Below are 19,979 nucleotides of genomic sequence, written 5' to 3' on the forward strand. Positions count from 1 at the left end.
GGGCAGCAGCGCTCCCGCGATGTCGTGGCGTGAGGGCGGTGCCGTGATTCCCCGTCTCATGGAGCGAAGACCGCGCCGCGGTTCAGGAGGAGCGCTGGATCGTGCTGCGCCTTGAGCTTGCGTAGCGCCTCGTAGGTCTCGTCGCCGAAGCAGGCGCGGTAGGCGTCGACGTCCCAGGTCGCCTCGGACTGGATGTACCGGCGGCAGCCGAGCTCGACGGCGTGCCTCGTGAGCTCTTCGGCGTAGGCGCGCAGCGGGCCCGCCGCGTCCCCGGGAGGCAGGCGCAGGGCGCCCCAGGAGCCGATAGCGAAGAACGGCTCGTCGCGCGGATACACCAGCGGAGGCACGGGGCGCCGCTGGCGTATCGGGTACACGTAGCGCCGGCGGTAGTCGAGGAGGCCTGCGTGCGCCGCCTCGAGGGCCGCGATCCGCGCTTGCGCCACGGCGAGCCGCTTTCCCGGGGTGAACAGCGTGAACCACACGAGCTGCTCGTCGTGCTCGTGCTCGTCCGGCACGGGCCCTTTCAGCTCTCGCGAGGCGGCGACGACCTCCCGGGCGGCGCCAGCGCCGGTCGGATAGGGCGGGGGATTCGCCCTGTCGCGCGGGACGAGCTCGAGCGTTGCCTCGGCGACGACGCCGAGCTGGCCCATGGCGCCGAACAGCCATGGGAAGAGCGCGTCGCCCCTGCCGGCGCGGCGGAGCTGGCCTGTGCCATCGACGAGCGTCACGGCCGCGACGTTCTCCCAGAAGCCCCCGTGCAGGCTGGAGCCCGGCCCGAAGCCGCCCGCGGCGACGAAGCCGGCGACGGAGGGCCCTGCGTGGCCGTCGTTCACGACGGGCACGGTGAAGCCGTGGCGCTCCACGACGTCGCGCACGTCCCAGAGGACGGCGCCGCCGCCCGCGGTCACGGTGCCTTCCGCCTCGAAGCGGACGTCGCCGAGCCGCTCCGTGCGGAGGAGGAGCTCGCCCGCGCCGGGCAGCGAGGCGCCGTTCAGGCCGTGCCCCTGGCCGCGGATCCGCACGGGGACGCCGTGCCGGTAAGCCGTCCCGAGGGCGTCGGCGAGCTCGGCAGAGGAGGCGGGGGCGATCTCGCAGAAGCTCTCCGCGCTCTGCCGCAGGCCGCCGTAATGGGATATCGGGCCGGAGATCACGCGTGGGGCGAACGCGGAGAAGAGCTCGCGGAGCTGCTGCGGGCGCTGCACGGCGCGAGGCTATCACGTCGATGGAATCCAGCGCAAAGACGCGAGAGCGCGTGGAGAGGGATCGCCGCCACGTCGAATGGCGATTTTATTGCGTTCGCGAGGCTGCTCGGACCCACGTGGGCCCCGACGGGCTCCTGCACGAGAAGGGCAGCATCCGGGAGATCGTGCCCTGATCGGCGCCCGCGCGCTGGCCGGAGCCCGCGGTCCGAGGCCAGCGCGCGGGCGCGCGCGACGCCGGGATACCTCGATCGGGCGCCCGCGGTGGTGCTTTATGCGCCGCCTACCGCTCGTAAATGTACGGGACGGTCGTGCCGAGTCGGACGAAGCCGAGCCGCGACAGGATGGGCTGACTGTCGGGCCGAGCATCGACCTGGAGGTAACGATAACCGCGCTCGGCGGCGAGGCGGGTCCTGTACGCGACGAGCGCCCTGTAAACGCCTTGACCACGCCACGCAGGCGCGGTCCCTCCGCCCCAGAGGCTGGCGAACTGCGTCCCTCGGTGGAATTCGACCCTGCCAGCGCAGATGGGGACGTCGCCGGCCATCGCGACCACGGCGGCCATCGCCTCGGGCTCCTCTGCCAGCTGCGTCACCAGCCTGCGCTCCAGCGAAGCGTGATCCGTACCGAAGGCCGCCTCGTGCGCCCGGACGACCAGCCGCACGCCCTCGGCATCGGTCACGCGAAGCAGCCGCACGCCTTCGGGCAGCCCCACCTCGGTGGGGAGCTCGGCGGTGTCGGCGACGAGCAGCGCCTCCTCCGGCTCCGGATGAAAACCGGCAGCGACCAGCCGCTGCCCCAGGTCCGCCGGCCGATCGTGGGTGTAGAGCTTCCACTCGAAGGCACGCCCGAGCGGCGCGAAGCGCGCGATCTGCTCGGCGATCGCGAGGTCCACGGTCGTCTCATCGAGGTCGGACCAGACGATGGTCGCCCAGCTCCCGTCCGAGCCCTCCGCCCGTACGGCGTGGCGGGCGAAGCCGGATCGTTCAGTCGCCGGCTCGCCCGAGCGCCCCTGCCTGATCTGCTGGTCAAACAGCGCAAGTACGGAGTCACGGTCCACGGGGGCATTCCATCACCGAGCCATCTCCTTCGCAACGGATCACGGCCTCCTCCGGAAGACAAGACGATGACGGGCGAGGCCCCGAGCGGGTGCGGGTGGCGCGCTGCGGGCTCTCGATGGCGCGGCGGACGCGGCGCGCGCTCGAGGTGCTCGGCCGGACCGCGAGCCGAGGAGCCCTGCTGCGCGCGCTCGAAGCCCACATGAATTCGCCCCTTCGCTCCACCGGCGAGAGCCAGCCGTCCGGCGATCCCGACGGATGGAATCGACGAGCCCATCACCCCTTGACGCACGAGCGAGCAAGCCTGTCGGCGCTGCTGTCGGGGAGATGCGCAGTTCCCTAAGCGCATCCCGTCCACCGTACGCAGCGCGTCCTCTCGTGAGATCCTTGCCGCTCCGAGGTGGTCTTGACATCCGCCCTCACGGCTCGCCTTTCTGTACCATGCGACATCCCCACGCGCGCCGCTTCGAGCCGGACGATCTGCTGTCGTTCAAGCTCGTCGCCGAGATGGTCCTCTCGCCCGACGGCCGCTGGATCGTCTATGTCCTCGAGGAGATCGACGCTAAGGCAGACACCTACGTCTCCAACCTGTGGCTGATCCCCGCGAGCGGAGGCGCTCCCCGGCAGATCACGTTCGGCTCGGACACGAACGAGAGCCCCCGCTTCTCTCCAGACTCCTCGCAGATCGCCTTCCTCTCGGATCGGGACGGCGGCCCGGCGCAGCTCTATGTGATCCGGATCGACGGCGGCGAGGCGAGGCGGCTGACCGACCTCAAGTCGGGCGCCGGTCTCCCCGCCTGGTCGCCTGACGGCGCTGCCCTGGTCTTCTCGGCGAAGGTCGCCTCCGATGCGCCGCCGGGGGCTCCGCGGGTGGTGACGAGGGCCCTGTACAAGAGCGATGGGGTGGGGTTCGTGCTGGACCGCCGGACGCACCTCTTCATCGTCCCTGCCGAGGGGGGCGAGGCGCGGCAGATCACGCGCGGTGACGCGAACGAGAGCGACCCGGCGTGGTCGCCCGACGGGCGCCTCATCGCGTTCAGCCGGACGCGGGCGGGCCCCCGTGACGCCCACCGCAGCGACCTCTGGGTGATGACGCCGTCGGGCGAAGGGCTCCGGCAGGTGACGCGCAGCTGCCCGCTCGCCACGATGCCCTCCTGGTCGCCGGACGGGCGCACCCTCGCCTTCTACGGCCCGCGCGAGGACGGCGCCTCGCGGCTGCACGTCTGGGTCGTCGACGCGCGCGGCGAGGCGGAGCCGCGCATGGTCACCTCGGAGGACACGGAGGTCGCGAGCTTCCCGCTCGGCAAGCTGATGCCCCCGGCGTGGTCCGCGGACGGGCGCGAGATCGCCGTGGCGCTCGCGACCGAGAGCACCTCGGACGTCGCCCTGGTCTCGGTCGAGCAGCGCGCGCTCCGCAAGGCCATCTCGGACGATCGTCAGATCACGCAGATCAGCGCGGCGCCCGGCGCCGGAGCCATCGCGTTCCTGTGGAGCAGCATGCGCCTCTGCGGCCTGCTTGGCAGCGCGCGCTGGGACGGCTCGGACGCGCGGCTCCTCATCGACGTCAACGAGGCGTGGGGCAGCGATCGCGCGTGGCCCGACGTCTCGCTGCGGGAGTTCCGTGGCGCGTCGGGGATGAAGAACGTCGGCCTGCTGATGCTGCCGCCGGGAGGCGGCGGGGGACCCGTACCGCTGCTCGTCCATGTGCACGGGGGCCCGCACGCCTCTGTCGAGTTCGGCTTCACGTACCGGCCATACTGGTATGTGCTGGTGTCCCGCGGGTGGGCCGTCCTGTCCTTGAACCCGGTCGGCTCGACCGGGCAGGGGAAGGAGTTCGCCGATCGTCTGCGGGGGCGCTGGGGCGAGCGCGATCTGCCGGAGCACCTCGCCGCCATCGACGAGCTTGTCGCCGAGGGCACGGTCGACGGCGATCGCGTCGCCATCGCGGGCAAGTCGTACGGCGGCTTCATGGCGGCGTGGGCGATCGGCAAAACGAAGCGCTTCCGCGCCGCCGTCTCGGGCGCGCCGGTGGCGAACCTCGAGTCCCATTTCGGGACGTCCGACACCGGCTACTACGTCGATCCCCACGACATGCGAGGAGAGCCGTTCGACAAGCGAGAGCTCTACCGCAAGCTCTCGCCGGTGTCATCGGCCGGCGAGGCCACGACACCCACCCTGATCCTGTGTGGCGAGGAGGACCACCGCTGCCCCATCGGCCAGTCGGAGGAGCTCTTCGCGGCGCTCGCGCGTTCGGGCAAGGCGCCCGTCGAGTTCATCCGCTTTCCTGGCGGCGATCACCACCTCGCCGAGCACGGCAAGCCGAGCCACCGCGTGTTCTATAGCCGCCGCATCGTCGAGTGGATCGAGCGCTACTGCGCGAGAGACCGCGCTCCGGAGGCGGCGTAACGCGGCCTCGCGAGGACGCCGTTCTCGTCGCGCGCGTGCGAGGTGATTGACGTGCACGCGGTCGCCGGCGAGGGTGGCGCCCTCGAGGCGTGTTCAGCTCGCGCGCGCGAGGCCGACCGTGGCCGGGGCGCCGCTCTGGGCGAGGCGCTCGGCGAGGGCCTTGTCGTAGAGGGCCTGTTCGCTGGCCTTGTGGGCGGCCGTGAACCGCACAAGGATCGCGCACACCGACGAGACGAGCGCGGCGAAGCCCAGCACCGCAAAGCAGTCCTGGGTGTCGCCGACCGCCTTGAGCAGAAAGCCCGCCGCGACAGCGCCGACATTGCCGCCCGCGCCCACGATGCCCGCGACGCCGCCGAGCGCCTTGCGATCGATGAAGGGCACGAGCGCGTAGGTTGCGCCGCACGCCATGTGCGTGAAGAGCCCGAAGCAGATCATCGCGACCACCGCCATCCCCGCCGTCTGCGTCCGGGAGAACCAGAGCAGGCCGAGCCCCTCGCCGACCATCAGCGCGAACAGGAGGGTCGTGCGCGCGTCCAGGCCCTTCCGATGGGCCAGCCGATCGGAGAGGATGCCGCCCACGGCGCGCGCGAACAGCGCCAGGAGCCCGAAGCTGCCCGCGGCCATGCCCGCGGTCTGGAGATCCAGCTTGAAGCGGTCCACGAAGTAGCTGGCCGCCACGTTGTGCACGAAGAGCTCGATCCCGAAGCAGGCTCCGTACGTGACGAACAACATCCAGGACCGGTAGTTGCCCATCGCCGCCTTGAAGACCGCCCATCCGCCCTTCTTCCCGCCCTCGATCTCGACGCCCGCCGCGCGGAGGTCCTTGTAGTTCCCTTGCGGGCAGTCCTGGGTGAACTTCCAGTAGAGGACCGCCACGACGAGCATGAGCGCGCCCGGCACCACCATCGCGAGGCGCCAGCCCATCGAGGAGCTGACACCCAGGCTCAGCACCGCCGCGAGCACCCAGGGCATGGTCGACTGCGTGACCCCCCCTCCGGCGTTGCCCCAGCCCGCGCTCGTGGCGTTCGCGGTGCCGACCACGTTGGGAGCGAACATGACGGACGTGTGGTACTGCGTGATGACGAAGCTCGCGCCGATCATGCCGATCAGCAGCCTGAAGAACAGGAAGACCTCATAGCTCCGCGCCAGCGCGATCCCGAGCACGGGGATGGCGCCGAGCGCCAGCAAGCACGTGTAGGTCGCCCTCGGACCGTACTTGTCGCAGAGCGGCCCGATCAGCAGGCGACCCGCGACCGTGATTCCCACGGCGGCGATGTTGATGTTGGCGATCTGCTCCTTGGTCAGCCCGAATTCGCCCTTGATGACCGGCATCAGCGGCGCAACCGCGAACCACGCAAAGAAGCAGGCGAAGAACGCCAGCCAGGTCAAGTGGAATGCGCGCATCGCTGGAGTCGACAGCGAAAATAGCTCGATCTTGGTCGCCTTGGTAGCCTGGGTCATGGGTCCTCGTAAGGTGCGGTTCTGAAGGACCTCGCGGTGCGCAGCTCGAGGCCTCAGGACGGATCCATAAAACAAGGACCGTAAATGGGTCGTAAATCGTATGTTTCCGATCGATGTCGGAGCACAAATGGGCTGCAGATCGTATGTTTCCGGTCGATGTCGGACCCTGGATGGGCTGTCGATCGTATGTTTCCGGCCGATGTCGGGCGGCAAATGGGTTGTCGAGCGTGTGTTTCCGATGGATGTCCGCGCCGTGGCCATCACGGCACGCGGTGCGCGGTCAGGGCGCCTGCTGGTCAGCCATCGCGATCGGCGTCGAGGGGCAGTGCACCGGGGAGTGCGGCCCGCGGAGGGCGGCGCCGAGGCGCCCGTCGCCTCGACGAAGACGTTGTATTTGGCGCGGGTGACCGGGTGCGCGCCGATCCGAGCAGCCCGGATTGGAACCACACCACCGACGGAGGCAACACGAGCGCATCCTCCAGACACGGGAGTTGATTTCCGGTAATGCAGGACACCAAGTGGGGCGCATAGGAGGGGCCGGGGCTGCGCAGGAGGGGGGCCGGGGCTGCGCAGGAGCGCGCCGGGGCTGCGTAGGAGCCACGGGGACGTGTGATGGGACAGCAAATTGGGTGCGCAGGAGGGGCGCTGGGACCGCGCAGGAGCCGCTTGGTTGTACGTTAGGACACCAAATTGGGTGCGCAGGGGGGGGGCTGAGACCGCGCAGGAAGGGCGCCGAGGCCGCGCAGGAGCCTGCCGGGGCCGCGCAGCAGGACCGCCAGGGCCACGCAGGAGGGGTGCTGAGATCGCGTAGGAGGCCGCCGCAGCTGCGCAGGAGGGCCGCTGGGGCCGCGCAGGAGGCCGCCGGGGACGGGAAGTGTATGAGCGGAGGCCGAGAGGGTGTACGAGCGGAGCCCTGGTAACACTTCTGACCGGGAGCTGCGGTGACACTTCCTTGAGCCACGGGCCCCTGCTCCGGGAGGACTGGAAACAGGGACCGGATCCTCGTCGACGCGACACGCTCGCCGCGCTTTCTCGGACCGCCAGGATCTATACACCAACCGCTCCCCGTGGTCGCGGTACACACGAGCCTCTTCTCACGATCCGGTGTGAGTTCGGGCAGGTCACCGCGCCCTGGCCAGCTTCAGCTCCTTGTTCTTCAGAGTGACCTGCGCGAGCAGAACCGGGCCGTAGTACAGCTCCCAGACGTCATCGGCGCTCGGAATCAGCCCCACGGGCTCGCCGGCGAGCAGTGAGGAGATGGTGGTCTGCGAGCCCCCGAACAGCATCCGTCCTTGGTCGTCAAGGCGTCGAATGGCCATCGTGTCCGGGTACTCCGGCGACGAGGGCTTGCTCGGCATCGAGCGGCGCGAGGGCGTGTAGCGCGAAGCCGGCGTCCTCTGGCCGAGCGCCTCGTGCGGACGCTGATCATTGTACTCGTGCCGAAACCGGTCGAAGACGCGCTGCTGCGCTGCCAAGTTGGCTTCTGGCGGCGATGTCGCCTCCGCCTTCAACGTCTTGTGCATTCGCTCGTGGCGGCCGTTCTGCTGCGGCTTACCGCGCTCGATCCGCTCGGGATGAATACCGAGCTTGATCCAGCTGACCGAGAGCGCCGAGAGCCCACCGATGCCAATCGTGGCGAACAGCGGGCCGTTGTCCGAGCGGATGCGATGCGGCAGCCCGAACTCGCGGAACGGGCGCTCGAAGTGCGGCCGCACCGAGGCCTCGTCCGGCTTCGCCACGCCCTCGCACTTGAGCAAGTACCGCGTCGCCTGATCCGTCAACGTGAGCGGGTGACACCGGGTCTTGTCGCCGAGCGCGAAATGCCCCTTGAAGTCGACGCACCATGTGTCATTAGGCTGCTCCGCTGGAGCCAGCGGCGGCGGCATCGCGGTCGGTGGCGTCACCACGCGCCGCCGACGGGGCCGGATCATCCCATGCTTCTTGAGCAGCTCGCCGATGGTGCTTGCCGCCGGTAGCCCCTCCACGCCCAGGCTCTCCAGCCGGGCGCGCAGCTTCTTCGGCCCCCACGTGGGGCGCTCCTTCCGCAGCTCGATCAGCGCGTCGACGAGCACCGTTGGCGTCGCATGCGGGAATGTGTGCGCCACGGGCCGCCGCTCCTCCAGCCCGCTCGGTCCGGCCTGCTCGTAGCGCTCCACCCACTTGTACCCCGTCTTCCGGCTGATGCCGAACCGCCGGCACAGCTCCGCGAACGTCTCGTCCGACTCGTTTACCTGCGCGATGAACCGAAGCCTCTCGTCCACTGAACATGTCTCTTTCCAAGGCACCAGCGCTCCTCCGTCGCCGGTCCTCTACGACATGTGTCACCGAAGCTCCCGGTCCGTCCAGGTGCTACCCAGGCTGCCGGTCTGAACCGTTACCCAGGCCACCGGTCCGTACCGACCTCCAACCATCGGCGTTCTCGCGCTTCACTCCCGGGTGACCGTGCGCGACAGCGTGCTCACGATGGTCTCCGGCGACCCCGGCGGTGACGGAGGGCCACGCCAGGAAGGCAGCGAGGCGGCCGAGGCACACCGGGCGCCGCCGATGTGGACGTCTTCAGGGCTGCATGGGCGGCCGGTGTGGCCAAGGCGGGGCCGGCGGCTACGGCGGCCAGGGCGCGGCGCGAGCTCGGACTCTTACGGTCCAGACGTCAAGGCGGAAGAAGGAGCGGGGTGATAGTACCACCGCAATCCCTGACCTTACCTCCCGCCAGCCTTCGAATAAAGCCGGCCGCACTCTCGATGGTATTCAGCCAGTCAGCGCCCTTGAGGCGCACGTGATCATCGGTCTTGAATCCGAGCACGTCCACGGCCACAGACCACAACCCGTCGGGTTCCTCGCGGAGGTCGCTAATACGGATCGTTATAGTCCGTGGCGCGCTTCCGTCCGATGGCGTGAAGGTGGAGACGATCTCTAAGATGTTCATTGTTCACAATCCTTGACGCTGCCAATGACTCGGGCGCCATATAGCGCGACAACGGCGCGCTCCGAGTTCGCCTGCATCCCGCTCGAGCCAGCGGCCGCCACTCCCCCAGCACGTTCGACCAGGCGGACGGTGACCTGGCCCCGGTCTCGTGATCGCGGAACTCACCCCGGGGACGCTGACGACCTCGCACGCGATATGGCCGAGCTTGAGCACCGCGCCGAGCACAGGCGTCAACCATTGCGTCCACTCCCTCAAGTTCCCCACGTCGTGTTCCAAATGGGTGGGTCGAGCGTTCCGCCACCTGCATTCTCGACCTTGTCGTTGACCCTCCGAGCGATGAATTGCGCACCATCTACGATCGCCTGTGTCCAGTCTACCTGTTTTAACCGAACTCTGTCATCATCCTTGAACCCGAGGATCTCCACGGCAACAGACCATGAAGTACCATCGGAATCGAGCCGCACGTCACTCATGCGAAGCGTGATGGTTCGCTGCGGACTGCCGTCCGCTGGGGTAAATGTCGTGGTTAACTCAAACATTGGAACTTACCTGCATCCATCCTCGCAGTCGCGAAGGCACCTGGCATAACGAGTGTTGCACTTCTCGCGACACGTTGCCGTGGGATCGCGCTTCGTGCAGTCCTCATGACAGCCATCGTGAATTTCGTCGCACTTCTGCTTGCAGCGCTCCTTGCAATCCCCATTTGCACCATTTACCCACCGGCACGGGCCGCACGACTGCACGCCCGAGCCGAGGTGCACCCCGTTGGCATATTCACATCGTTCCTTGGCTTCGTCCAGGCTCCCATGATGGCCCTGGTAGAGCGTGGTGCAGGTACCTGCCTCACCCCGGTTCTTGCACTGAACCGAATCCGCCTTCCATGTGACCGTACATTCGGCGACCTGTGAGCCGCCGCTGCACGGATCCTCGTCGTAGCCGGTGTGATTCTGCGGCTGGAGAGGTACATACCCGAAGCCTCCGACCCCGCCCGTGGGGGTGATGATGCTCCCGCCGGCCCCCTCCTTTCCATCACCCCGGACGTAACATTCTCCCAGGTCGAAGTTACACCCGGTGAGACCGAGAAACAGAAGCACAATCCCCCTCTTCATCTTGACTCTCCCCCGAACCTCCAGATAGGCCCAGCCGTGACCATCAGCACCATGCTGCCAGGAAGCACACGGCTACTACCACCCGCCCAGTCCACATTGACGCTCGTGGACGCCCCGAGGCGCCCGGCGAAGTACCAGTCGGACTGGGCGCGGCCGCCCGGAGCGACCCCCATCACGCGGTCGCAGATCAAGGGGCCGCACACCCGCATCAGGTAGATCGAGAGCGACGGCCCGAGGCTGACGTTGCCGGTCTTCGTGGTGTACCCGAAGGTGACCGCCGTCCGGCCGTAAACCCCGACGCCTGCTCCTGGAACAATGCTGAGCACGTTGTGGACTTCGATCCGGAAGTCGCTCGTTCTGCGCCAGAGCCACCCGACGAAAGGGCTGACGGCGAGCTCGGGCTCGGTCCCGAGCTGGATCCCGCCGACGCTCACGCCGCCACTGAACTCGAGCGCCAGCGCCGGCTCGGGGGCGACGACGAGCATACAAGCGCAGCACAGGCCGACCGTGCCATGGAAGCGCATCGACATGGTAGAGGCTCCTGGCGAGCCGCGACACGCGGTGTTGGTACAGACGCTATTCTTCTGAGTGTGATCTGGGCGTCAAATAGAAAATCGTCGAGTAGACCGAATGAACATGAGTCGATCCGTTCTGGGCGTGCGCTGGTGGCGCCGCTCAACCTCAGGGAAGTTGTGGCCTCTTTAGCCCGACGTCGGGCCAGGGACAGCCACAAGCCAGAGGTCTCGGCGCAGGCTCCGAAAAAGGGCCGACAGGTCCGAGCTCGGCCCGCGTACTCTCCAGGCGTGGCCCTGCGCTCCCCGCTGCGATCGCGCGCCTCCCGGCCGCGGCGCTACTTCCCCGGCGCGAACGGCCCCATCGACGCGCGCCGCGTCCAGGTCGCGCCCTCTCTCACCATGCGCCTCACGTGGATCTGATAGCCGACCTCGCCGCCCACGCCGTCGCGCGCTATCTCGATCTCGTTGTAGCCGTTGTGCTCCTGCACCTCCCGGCTGGAGAGCGACGGCGCCGCGGCGATACGGATCGTCCAGTCCTCGTGCCGCTCCGGCCATTGCTCCTTGCCGAACCATCCCGTGTGGCTGTGGCCGTGGAGCACCAGGCAGAACTCCTTGTGGGCCAGCGCGTCCTTCACCTCACCGGCGTTGATCAGGCCGCCGAAGCGGGCGAGCTCGGTGGACGGCAGCGGGGACACCGGGTGATGCAGGACCGCGATCCGGATCGGCGCGTGCCACTGCGCCCTGCGCAGGCGCTGGAGATCCGCGTTGTGCACCAGGCCGGGATCGATGCGCGCCACGTGGTCGCGCAGCGCCGCGGCGCGCTCGGCGTCCGGCTCCTCGATCGCGCCTTGCCGCAGGCGGCCGATGAGCGAGAGGAGCTCGTCCCGGACCGGATCCTTCTCCTCCTCGCCGCCGAACTCCGCCGATCCGAGCAGCGCGAACTCCACCCCGAGATCCGCATACCGCGCCACGGCGAGCGCCCGTGTCGCCGGCGGCTCCTCGAGCGGCGGCCGCGCGCAGCGCGGGTGATCGCCGAACGCCCTCGCGAAAGGCGCGTGGCGCGCCTGCGTCCCGGCCTGCGCGGGCGCCGCCGCTTGCCGCCAGTCGACGTCGTGATTGCCGCCCACGAGCAGCACGTTGGGCTCGTCGGGCGGCAAGCGAGGGTGATCCGCGAGGAGGCTCGATATCTGATCGAGCCAGACCCGGGCTTCGACATACTGGGCGTCGTCCGCCCACTCGGCGATGTCGCCGGACACGACGAGCAGGTGCGGCGCGCGGCCGGCCGCGGCGAGCTCAGCGACGTGCTCGGTGTAGTGATCGCAGACGCGCGGCGGGCCCAGCCCGCTCTTCATCGTGTTGCCGTGCTGGTTTCTCTCCTTCACGTCGACGCGTTCGGCGGATTTCGGTCCGAAGTGGATGTCGGAGACATGGTGGATCCTCAGCGGGCACAGGTTCGCTTCGAGGATTGGATCGGCCAGCACGAGCCGCCCGCCGCGCCGCTCCACGAGGCCGCATCGCTCGAGCAGATCGACGTTCTCGTCGCGGGGCGCCGCGCCGCGCGCGATCTCGCGGAGCACGCCCCGCTGCGTTTCGGTGAGCCCGTCGTCGAACACGGCGCGGTGGTACGCGAACTCCCGGAGCTCGCTGCGCACGCGCGCCGTTCGCAGGAGCGTCCACGGGGTGTTCGCCAGAGCGGGAGATTGCTCGGCGAGCTCGAAGACGAGCTCGAGCAGGAAGGGATTCCGGCGCCAGGTTGCGGGCAGCTCGGGGAGGAGCGCCCTCGACACCGCGGTGCGGGCGAGCTTGAGCGCCTCGCTGTGGGTGAGGGGATCGAGGAAGCGCATGTCCCGCGAGCAGACGAGCCCGGCGTCGTTGGCGGCGGCGCGTTCGAGCGCGATCCACTCGGCGGGGCTCATCGCCAGGAAGATCGTTGTGTTGGTCGTGTAGAGGTCGACGCACCAGCGCAGGAAGGCGCTCGCGTCGCGCGGGCTGCCGCCTTGGCCGGCGAGCTGCGGCTCATCCAGGAGGAGCGTTGTCCCCGGCGGCACGCTGGGGAGCGCCCGGCCGAACTTGCGGAGGTCGAGGTAACGCACGCGCGTCTTGTCGGCGAGGCCGAGGTGGTGCTCGAGCGCCTTGAGCGTCCACGTCTTCCCGGCCCTGCGCGCGCCGACGAGCGGCCATATCACGCCGTTCACCGGCAAGGACAGCAAGAGATCCAGGAGCTGCGCGTGATCGCGGACATCGCGCTCCGGTGCGTAGGATCTCCTCACGTCGAACGCGCGCGTCATGACTCCCTCCCTGTCTGCCTGGCGATCCGTCGAATCCAGTCGAAGAACGGCGGATCCGCGAGCCATGCCCCGAATGCATCGCAGAGGCCCGCGTCGCAGAGGACGGCGACGTCCTCGGAAGGCAGCCTGCGCACCTCGGGCAGCGCCGCGTCGGGCGCGCCGCGGAGCGCGCCGAGGACGCCGCGCGCGCGCTCGGGCAGCTCGGCCCAGCGGGCGCGGAAGAAGGCCGCGTCGCGGTCGAGGAGCAGGCGTTGCTCGTAGAGCTCGCGCACGCCGGCGCGCTCGACCAGGGCGCGGCGCTGGCCGGCGCGGACGGCCTGGACAAGGGCGTAGCCCATGACCTGGAGATAGAACGGCCATGGGCCGCAGAGCTCGACGATCCAGCGGGCGGTGCGCTCGGCCTCCACGGGGACGTCGGGAGGGGCGGTGTCGACGAGGAAGCGGATCGCATCCGCCGGCTCGAGCGGGCCGAGGTTGACCGGGGTGACGTCGTTGCCGAACGAGGAGCCCGGGGCCGCGGCGAAGGCGTGCTCGACGACGGTGACCCAGTCCCAGTGCGAGCCGACGAGGACGATGCTGGTCCTCTCCTGGCCCACGGCGCGCAGCCACGCGAAGACGGTGGCGTCGGCCTGGTGGAGGTTGGCGACCTCGTCGAGGAGCAGGACGGCGTTGCCGGCGCTGGAGAGGCGGTTGCGCAAGGTGAGCGCGGGGGTGGCGTCGGACTGGAGAGAGGGGTCGAGGAAGAGGGCGAGATCGTCGGCGGTGCGGAGGGGAGAGGCGCGGCCCTCGAGAGAGCGGTGGTGGACGGCGCGGGCAGGGGAGAGGCGCGCGGCGAGGTGGTGGAGGATGGAGGTCTTGCCCGCGCGGCGAGGGCCGCGGAGGACGGCGGGGCTGCGACTGTCGATGAGGGCGAGGAGCTCGGCGAGGACGGGGGCGCGGCCGGGGAGGGCGGAAGCGTCGGTGAGGGCGGGGCCGGGGCGGAAGGGGTTGAGGAGGGCGCCGGCGGGGAGGGAGAGCGATTCGAGAGCGAGCTCGCGGATGGCAGGCGTGGGGGAGGGGGCGGGGGCGGCGGCGGCGGGGGCAGCGGCGGCTATCGCACGAGCGGTGAGCGCTGGTGCAGGGCCGGCAGTCGCGGGGACAGCGGCGGGGAGGGCGGGCGGAGAGGGGCGAGCCCTGATTACGTGCGCTTCGCCATCCCAGGGGACGCCACCCGGGTAGCCGTGCCTGGTGAGCTCCTCGCCGAGGTTGTCGCCGCTGAGATCCCCGGAGAGCGCAGCCTTCACCTTGTCGGGGCGGTGGAGGACGTCACGGAAGCCGGCGAGGGGAAGGTAAAGCGTGGTCGTCGCGTCGGGGCGCCGGAGCGCGAGGCGAGCGCGGTCGGGGTGAAGGTCACCGAACGAGCAGAAGCCACCGGCGGTGCGGGTGAGGGTGGCGAAGCCCGCCGACTCGAACGAGGCGAGGAGCTTGCCGTCGAAGGCATTCCAGATCCGTACCGCGTCGCTCCCGGCGCTCGCCAGGCGCTTTCCATCGGGGTGCCATGCAATCGCCCTGATCTTGGATCGATGTCCCTCGAGCCGAGCGAGCTCGTGGCCGGTGTCGGCGTCCCAGACGCACACCGCCTTGTCGTCTCCGGCGCTCGCCAGGCGCTTTCCGTCGGGGTGCCAGGCCACGGCCCTGACCCTAATTGGGTGTACCTCAAGGCGAGCGAGCTCGTGGCCGGTGTCGGCGTCCCAGAGGCGCACGATCCTGCCGCCGCCGGCGCTCGCCAGGCGCTTTCCGTCGGGGTGCCAGGCCACGGCCGTAACCTCAGCCGCGTGTCCCTCGAGGCGAGCGAGCTCGTGTCCGGTGCCGGTGTCCCAGAGGCGCACCGTCTTGTCGTCACCGGAGCTTGCCAGGCGTTTTCCGTCGGGGTGCCAGGCCACGGCCCTGACCCAATCCGAATGTCCCTCGAGTCGAGCGAGCTCTTGGCCCGTGTCCGCGTCCCAGAGGCGCACTGTCTTGTCGTCGCCGGCGCTCGCCAGGCGCTTTCCGTCGGGGTGCCAGGCCACGGCCCTGACCGGGTTCGAATGTCGCCCGAAGGGGGCGAGCTCATTGCCGGTGTCGGCGTCCCAGAGGCGCACCGTCTTGTCGTCACCGGCGCTCGCCAGGCGCTTTCCGTCGGGGTGCCAGGCCACGGCCCTGACCCTAATTGGGTGTCCCTCGAGGCGAGCGAGCTCGTGGCCGGTGTCGGTGTCCCAGACGCACACCGTCTTGTCGTCACCGGCGCTCGCCAGGCGCTTTCCGTCGGGGTGCCAGGCCAGTGTCCTGACCTCAGTTGCGTGTCCCTCCAGGCGAGCGAGCTCGTTGCTGGTGCAGGTGTCCCAGAGTCGCACTGTCCTGTCGTCACCAGCGCTCGCCAGGCGCTTTCCGTCGGGGTGCCAGGCCACGGCCCTGACCCAATCCGAATGTCCCTCGAGTCGAGCGAGCTCGTGGCCAGTGTCCGCGTCCCAGAGTCGCACCGTCTCGTCGTCACCGGCGCTCGCCAGGCGCTTTCCGTCGGGGTGCCAGGCCACGGCCGTGACCCCAGTTGCGTGTCCCTTGAGTCGAGCGAGCTCTTGGCCCGTGTCCGCGTCCCAGAGGCGCACCGTCCTGTCGTGTCCGGCGCTCGCCAGGCGCTTTCCGTCGGGGTGCCAGGCCACGGCCCTGACCCAATCCGAATGTCCACTCAGGCGAGCGAGCTCGTGGCCGGTGCCGGTATCCCAGAGGCGCACCGTCCTGTCGTGTCCGGCGCTCGTCAGGCGCTTTCCGTCGGGGTGCCAGGCCACGGCCCTGACCAAATTCGAATGTCCACTCAGGCGAGCGAGCTCGTGGCCGGTGTCCGCATCCCAGAGTCGCACCGTCCTGTCGTCACCAGCGCTCGCCAGGCGCTTTCCGTCGGGGTGCCAGGCCACGGCCCTGACCAAATTCGAATGTCCACTCAGGCGAGCGAGCTCGTGGCCGGTGTCCGCATCCCAGAGTCGCACCGTCCTGTCGTGCCCAGCGCTCGCCAGGCGCTTGCCGCCGGGGTGCCAGACCACGGCCCTGACCGAATTCGAATGTCCCTCGAGGCGAGCGATCTCGTGGCCTGTGTCCGCGTCCCAGAGGCGCACTGTCGTGTCGTGCCCGGCGCTCGCCAGGCGCTTGCCGTCAGGCGCCCAGGCAATCGCGTCGATGGGAGCGGTGTGTCCCGAGACGAGCTCCGTTTGAACCTGCGGCGGTATCGGGGCCAGGTTGCGCCCGCGCTCGAGGGGCTCGTCCGTTCCCGCCGTCATCCACGCGCTTGTATTGGCGCCCTCGGCCCGCGCGCCCCTCCAGAGGCATCCTGTCCAGGTCGACTGCCGGAAGACCGCGCCCGTGAGGTCCGCCGCCTCGGCCACGGCACCGTTCGCCTCGGCCTGCGTGAAGTCTGCGCGATGCGCAATCACACCTCGGAGGATCGTGCCGTCGAGCTTTGCGCCCGACAGCGTGGCTTCGCTCAGCACGGCGCCCGTCAGATCCGCTCTGGAGAGATCGGCGCCGGCGAGGTTCGCCCCCTCCAGCTTCGCGCCGGCGAAGCGTGCCCCACGAAGATCCTCGCCGGCGAGCTGCGCCCCGCGGAGATCCGCGCCGCCCGGGATCCAGTCCGCCGCATCGCCTGCCCATCGCGAAAGCCCGAGCAGCAGCCGCAGGGCGTTCTCGGCGGCCTCACCGGGTCGCTGGAGCGGCCGCCGATCCTCCGCCAGGAACGACTGGACCGCGCGGACCGCGCTCGCGCGCCTCGGTTCCCCGTCCGCCCTCAGGATCTCTCCGACGAACGCCGCGACCTCCTGCGTGATCGGCCTTGTCCGGAGCGCCGCTTCCGGCCGCTCAGGCAGCGTCGCGACCAGCGCGCGGGCGAGGAAGTACTCGAGGAACGACTTGTGCGCGAAGCGATACCCGTCCTCGCCCTCGTGGACGAAGAACGCCCCACCCTGGATCTCCAGGAACGCCGCCCCCGGCGGCATGCCCTCGGGCAGGAGCGGGAAGAGGCGAGCGCGGACGGACCTCTGGAGCTCCTGCCACGTGCAGGTCGCCTTTCCAGACCGCCAGAGCTGCTCGGCCAGCGCCTCTGCAAACTCCTTCTTCTGCTCGTCAGTAAAGCACTCCGGGTCGTCCTTCCGCGTGTTGTCGAGCCATCGCTTCAGGTACGCCTCGTAGAGGTCCGCCCGGCCGACCTGCGCGCCGGGAGAGAGGTCGTCCAGCGTGGCCAGCACCATCCCGAGAAGCAGCGGCCGGTGCACGAGGTCCTTGAGGTCGTAGATCCCGGCGATGCGCGAGAGCGCCGCCGCGGCGCCGCCCTCGCCGCGGATCTGCCGCACGAGATCGCGCACGTGATCGTCGGTGAACGGCTGGACCACGACGCGCCGGATCCCCGCCGGCGCGCCGAGCGCCTGCGAGAGAGCGCTGTCGGTCGTCGTCGTGAGGTGCGCCTGGCTGGGGAAGTAGTTGTCCCGCGAGGAGACGAGCACCTTTCCTCCGCCCGCCGCGATCTCGAGCAGCCCGGAGAGCCGGCCCGCGAGCTCCGCGGCCTCGAGGCGCGTCGCCATCTCGTCGAAGCCGTCGAAGCAGGGCACGAGCAGGCGATGCCGAGTCAGGAGGCGCACGGCTGCGCGGTTCTCGGGAGCATCCGCGAGCCCGGCGGCCTGGAGCAGGAGCTGCTCCGCGCTCGCCGACGGGGACGCGCCGGCGAGGTTCACGAGGAGCGGCAGCGGCGTCGCCGCGGACTCCCAGCGCCTGTCGGCCCACACGGCGAGCGCTGTCGATTTCCCGAGGCCGAACTCGCCGAGGACGAGGGCCGTCGGCTCGCCCGACGACAGCCATGCGTCGAGGGCGCCGAGCATCGGTGTCGGCTCCCCCCCGTCGACACGGGCGTCGGGCTCCACGAACCTGCCGTCGACCTCGCGCAGCCGCTGGTCGCGGAGCGCCGCGATCACGGCGCGCGCGCCGTCGAAGCGGGGCAAGAGTCTCGCGATCCGGTCCCGCCGCGCATCCGATGGGACCTCGTCGCAGGCGGCCCCCGCAAGCCCGGTCTCGGCGAGCGCGGCGAGCAGTCCCTCCGAGCGACCACCGAGGGATCCCTCGCCACCGTCGGTCCACAGGACCCACCCGTCGTCTTGGGAAGATGCAATCAGGATCTCGGGAGGAACGCTCTGGCTCTCGGACGAGACACCAACGGTCGCGATACGCTGTCTCCCCTCCGTCATCGCGAGCAGGCGAAGGTCCTCTGCCGCATCGATCTGATGCTTGGAGAACCGCGTGACGTGCCCGTGCTCGTCCAGCTCCTCGGCGGGCCACCGCGCTTCAGCATCAGCCGCCGCGCGCCGCAGGCGATCCTTGACGACCTCGATCAGGTCAGCGGGCCGCCTCTGAAACGCGAGGATCCACCCCCCGACCCGCTTCGTCCCGAGCGCCGCCGGGTCGAGCCCTCCCGGCAGCACCACCCGCACCTCCGGCGCCGGCCTCCCGTCCTGCCTCCCCTCGTCTACCTCGCGCGGGCCGCGCACCGCCTGCGCCACAGCCCCGAGCGCCGCCGCGCCGTCGCTCGTCCACTCGCCGGCCCCCCGCGTCGCGTCCACCGCCTTCCGGAGCCGCGCCTCGACCTCGGCGAACCCGGCCTCCCGCGCCTCACGCTGCGCCATCCACCCGAACACCACGTCGGCGGCCGCGCCGGCCATCGCCGCCCGCAGCGCCTCGAGCGGCAGCACCTCCGCCGGGAGCACCACCTCCCGTGTGAACTGCCGTAGCTGCTCGACGCTCGTCACCCTGTCGAGCTCGCCGTACAGCCGTCTGAGCCGCCTCCCCCGCGCTGCGGCCCCGGAGAGCGCGCCGGCGTTCAGCAGCACGTCGCGCCCCTGCTCGAGCCGCGCGACGACCGCCTCCAGCGCGTCGTCGTCATCCCGCGCGAGCAGCCCCCGCGCCTCGTCGAGCCACCGCGCGTACGCCTCCCCGGCCGGATGCCCGCGGTACACGAGCGTCGCCTCGGCGACCGGCACCACCGGCCTCGGCGCCTCGTACCGCGTCGACCTCCCGGCCCGCTCATACCCGAGGTCGACGTCGGCGACGATCACCCCTTCGTCGCCCGGATCGAGGTACCCGGCGCGATCCGGAAACCGCTTCAGATCATGCGCCTGCCCCTCGTCGACGTACACCGACGTGCCGCCGCCCTCCGCGCCGTCGCAATAGAGCACCGGCCGCCCGTACCGGCGCGCCTCCTCCCACGCCTTGCCGGCGAACTCCGGCAGTGTGTGGTGCGGCGTGAGGCTCGGCACGGCGAGGAACCGACAGGCCCCGAGGCGCTCCACCACGAGCTTCCGATGCGGTTCGCCCTCTCGAAACAGGAAGTCGAGACAGACAAGCACGCCCATGGGCCCCGGGAAGCCGTCTGGCATCTCGACGGGCGCCCAGGTCGCGCCAGGCCGCATCGAGCTCCGCTCCGGGATCGCCGGGCTCAGCTTCGCCTGCAGGCCGAGCAGCCTGCCGCCGTGGAGCACCGGACACACCGACTGTCCGACCGTGGGGAGCGCGGCCGCACCGAGCCGCTCGTACACCCCGGATCGCCGCGCTGCCCGGTCGAACGTGTGCGTCCCGGCCACGACGACCATATCGCCCGCGGCCTCGGCGACGCCCTCGAGGATCTCCCACGGAACGCTGTACTCGGGGAGCACCGCGATCCTCGCGCCGTACTCCCGGCAAGCCGACAACACCGCCCGGATCCGCGCGAGGAGCTGCGCATCGTACACCTCCCGGATGCGCCGGCGGAGCGCGTCCAGCTTCGGCTTGATCGCCTCCGGCACCTCGCCCCGCGAGGGAAGCAACGAGTCCGACGCTCCCTTCGGATCGAAGAGCGGATCCTCGAGCGGCGATCGCCGATCCAGGACGATCGCCGGATGATAGGCGAGCTGCACGACGGCAACCCGCGTGTACGTCGACCCCTCTGCCGCCTTCTGCACTCGTTCGCTCCCCGCTGCCCGGCGCGTCCGC

General features: G+C 70.1%; 11 protein-coding genes. 2 read left to right on the forward strand and 9 right to left on the reverse strand.

Annotated elements, in window-relative coordinates; all coding sequences use genetic code 11:
* Positions 1-56 precede the first annotated feature (56 nt).
* Entirely contained in the window at positions 57-1,202 is a 1,146-nt protein-coding gene (locus WMF19_RS15675; protein ID WP_437899835.1) for an FAD-binding oxidoreductase, read from the reverse strand.
* Between the two features lie 20 nt (positions 1,203-1,222).
* Here WMF19_RS15675 and WMF19_RS15680 point away from each other — a divergent pair, with 20 nt between their 5' ends.
* Positions 1,223-1,375: a hypothetical protein gene (locus WMF19_RS15680; protein ID WP_437899836.1), complete on the forward strand. Its 153-nt coding sequence runs from the start codon at positions 1,223-1,225 to the stop codon at positions 1,373-1,375.
* A 107-nt stretch (positions 1,376-1,482) separates the two neighbouring features.
* On the opposite strand, the gene WMF19_RS15685 is transcribed toward WMF19_RS15680, so the two are convergent.
* Entirely contained in the window at positions 1,483-2,259 is a 777-nt protein-coding gene (locus WMF19_RS15685; RefSeq protein WP_437899837.1) for a GNAT family N-acetyltransferase, read from the reverse strand.
* A 439-nt stretch (positions 2,260-2,698) separates the two neighbouring features.
* Between WMF19_RS15685 and WMF19_RS15690 the strand changes: the two genes are divergently transcribed.
* Positions 2,699-4,663, forward strand: a complete 1,965-nt coding sequence (locus WMF19_RS15690) for a S9 family peptidase (RefSeq protein ID WP_437899838.1) — start codon at positions 2,699-2,701, stop codon at positions 4,661-4,663.
* A gap of 93 nt (positions 4,664-4,756) precedes the next feature.
* On the opposite strand, the gene WMF19_RS15695 is transcribed toward WMF19_RS15690, so the two are convergent.
* The 7 genes from WMF19_RS15695 to WMF19_RS15725 form a co-directional block, all read right to left on the reverse strand.
* Complete coding sequence (locus WMF19_RS15695) at positions 4,757-6,124, reverse strand: MFS transporter (protein WP_437329386.1); 1,368 nt, start codon at positions 6,122-6,124, stop codon at positions 4,757-4,759.
* Positions 6,125-7,245: 1,121 nt separating this feature from the next.
* Complete coding sequence (locus WMF19_RS15700; RefSeq protein WP_437899839.1) at positions 7,246-8,409, reverse strand: integrase core domain-containing protein; 1,164 nt, start codon at positions 8,407-8,409, stop codon at positions 7,246-7,248.
* Positions 8,410-8,774: 365 nt separating this feature from the next.
* Complete coding sequence (locus WMF19_RS15705; RefSeq protein ID WP_437329388.1) at positions 8,775-9,050, reverse strand: hypothetical protein; 276 nt, start codon at positions 9,048-9,050, stop codon at positions 8,775-8,777.
* A 251-nt stretch (positions 9,051-9,301) separates the two neighbouring features.
* A complete protein-coding gene (locus tag WMF19_RS15710) occupies positions 9,302-9,589 on the reverse strand; it encodes a hypothetical protein (RefSeq protein WP_437329389.1) in 288 nt (95 codons plus the stop codon).
* Between the two features lie 566 nt (positions 9,590-10,155).
* Complete coding sequence (locus tag WMF19_RS15715; protein WP_437899840.1) at positions 10,156-10,689, reverse strand: hypothetical protein; 534 nt, start codon at positions 10,687-10,689, stop codon at positions 10,156-10,158.
* 320 nt (positions 10,690-11,009) lie between these two features.
* The gene (locus WMF19_RS15720; RefSeq protein ID WP_437899841.1) at positions 11,010-12,962 is read right to left on the reverse strand and encodes a metallophosphoesterase; all 1,953 of its coding nucleotides are present in this window, start codon (positions 12,960-12,962) and stop codon (positions 11,010-11,012) included.
* Complete coding sequence (locus WMF19_RS15725; protein WP_437899842.1) at positions 12,959-19,948, reverse strand: pentapeptide repeat-containing protein; 6,990 nt, start codon at positions 19,946-19,948, stop codon at positions 12,959-12,961. Before WMF19_RS15725 ends, WMF19_RS15720 begins: the two co-directional genes overlap by 4 nt.
* Positions 19,949-19,979 lie beyond the last annotated feature (31 nt).

This window comes from Sorangium sp. So ce124, assembly GCF_051525235.1.
Taxonomy (GTDB): domain Bacteria; phylum Myxococcota_A; class Polyangia; order Polyangiales; family Polyangiaceae; genus Sorangium; species Sorangium atrum.

Bases quoted from the DNA above. Each gene is read 5' to 3' on its own strand.
- WMF19_RS15680 (WP_437899836.1), top strand. From the start codon at position 1,223: ATGGAATCCAGCGCAAAGACGCGAGAGCGCGTGGAGAGGGATCGCCGC.
- WMF19_RS15690 (WP_437899838.1), top strand. From the start codon at position 2,699: ATGCGACATCCCCACGCGCGCCGCTTCGAGCCGGACGATCTGCTGTCG.
- WMF19_RS15695 (WP_437329386.1), bottom strand. From the start codon at position 6,124: ATGACCCAGGCTACCAAGGCGACCAAGATCGAGCTATTTTCGCTGTCG.
- WMF19_RS15705 (WP_437329388.1), bottom strand. From the start codon at position 9,050: ATGAACATCTTAGAGATCGTCTCCACCTTCACGCCATCGGACGGAAGC.
- WMF19_RS15710 (WP_437329389.1), bottom strand. From the start codon at position 9,589: ATGTTTGAGTTAACCACGACATTTACCCCAGCGGACGGCAGTCCGCAG.
- WMF19_RS15715 (WP_437899840.1), bottom strand. From the start codon at position 10,689: ATGTCGATGCGCTTCCATGGCACGGTCGGCCTGTGCTGCGCTTGTATG.
- WMF19_RS15720 (WP_437899841.1), bottom strand. From the start codon at position 12,962: ATGACGCGCGCGTTCGACGTGAGGAGATCCTACGCACCGGAGCGCGAT.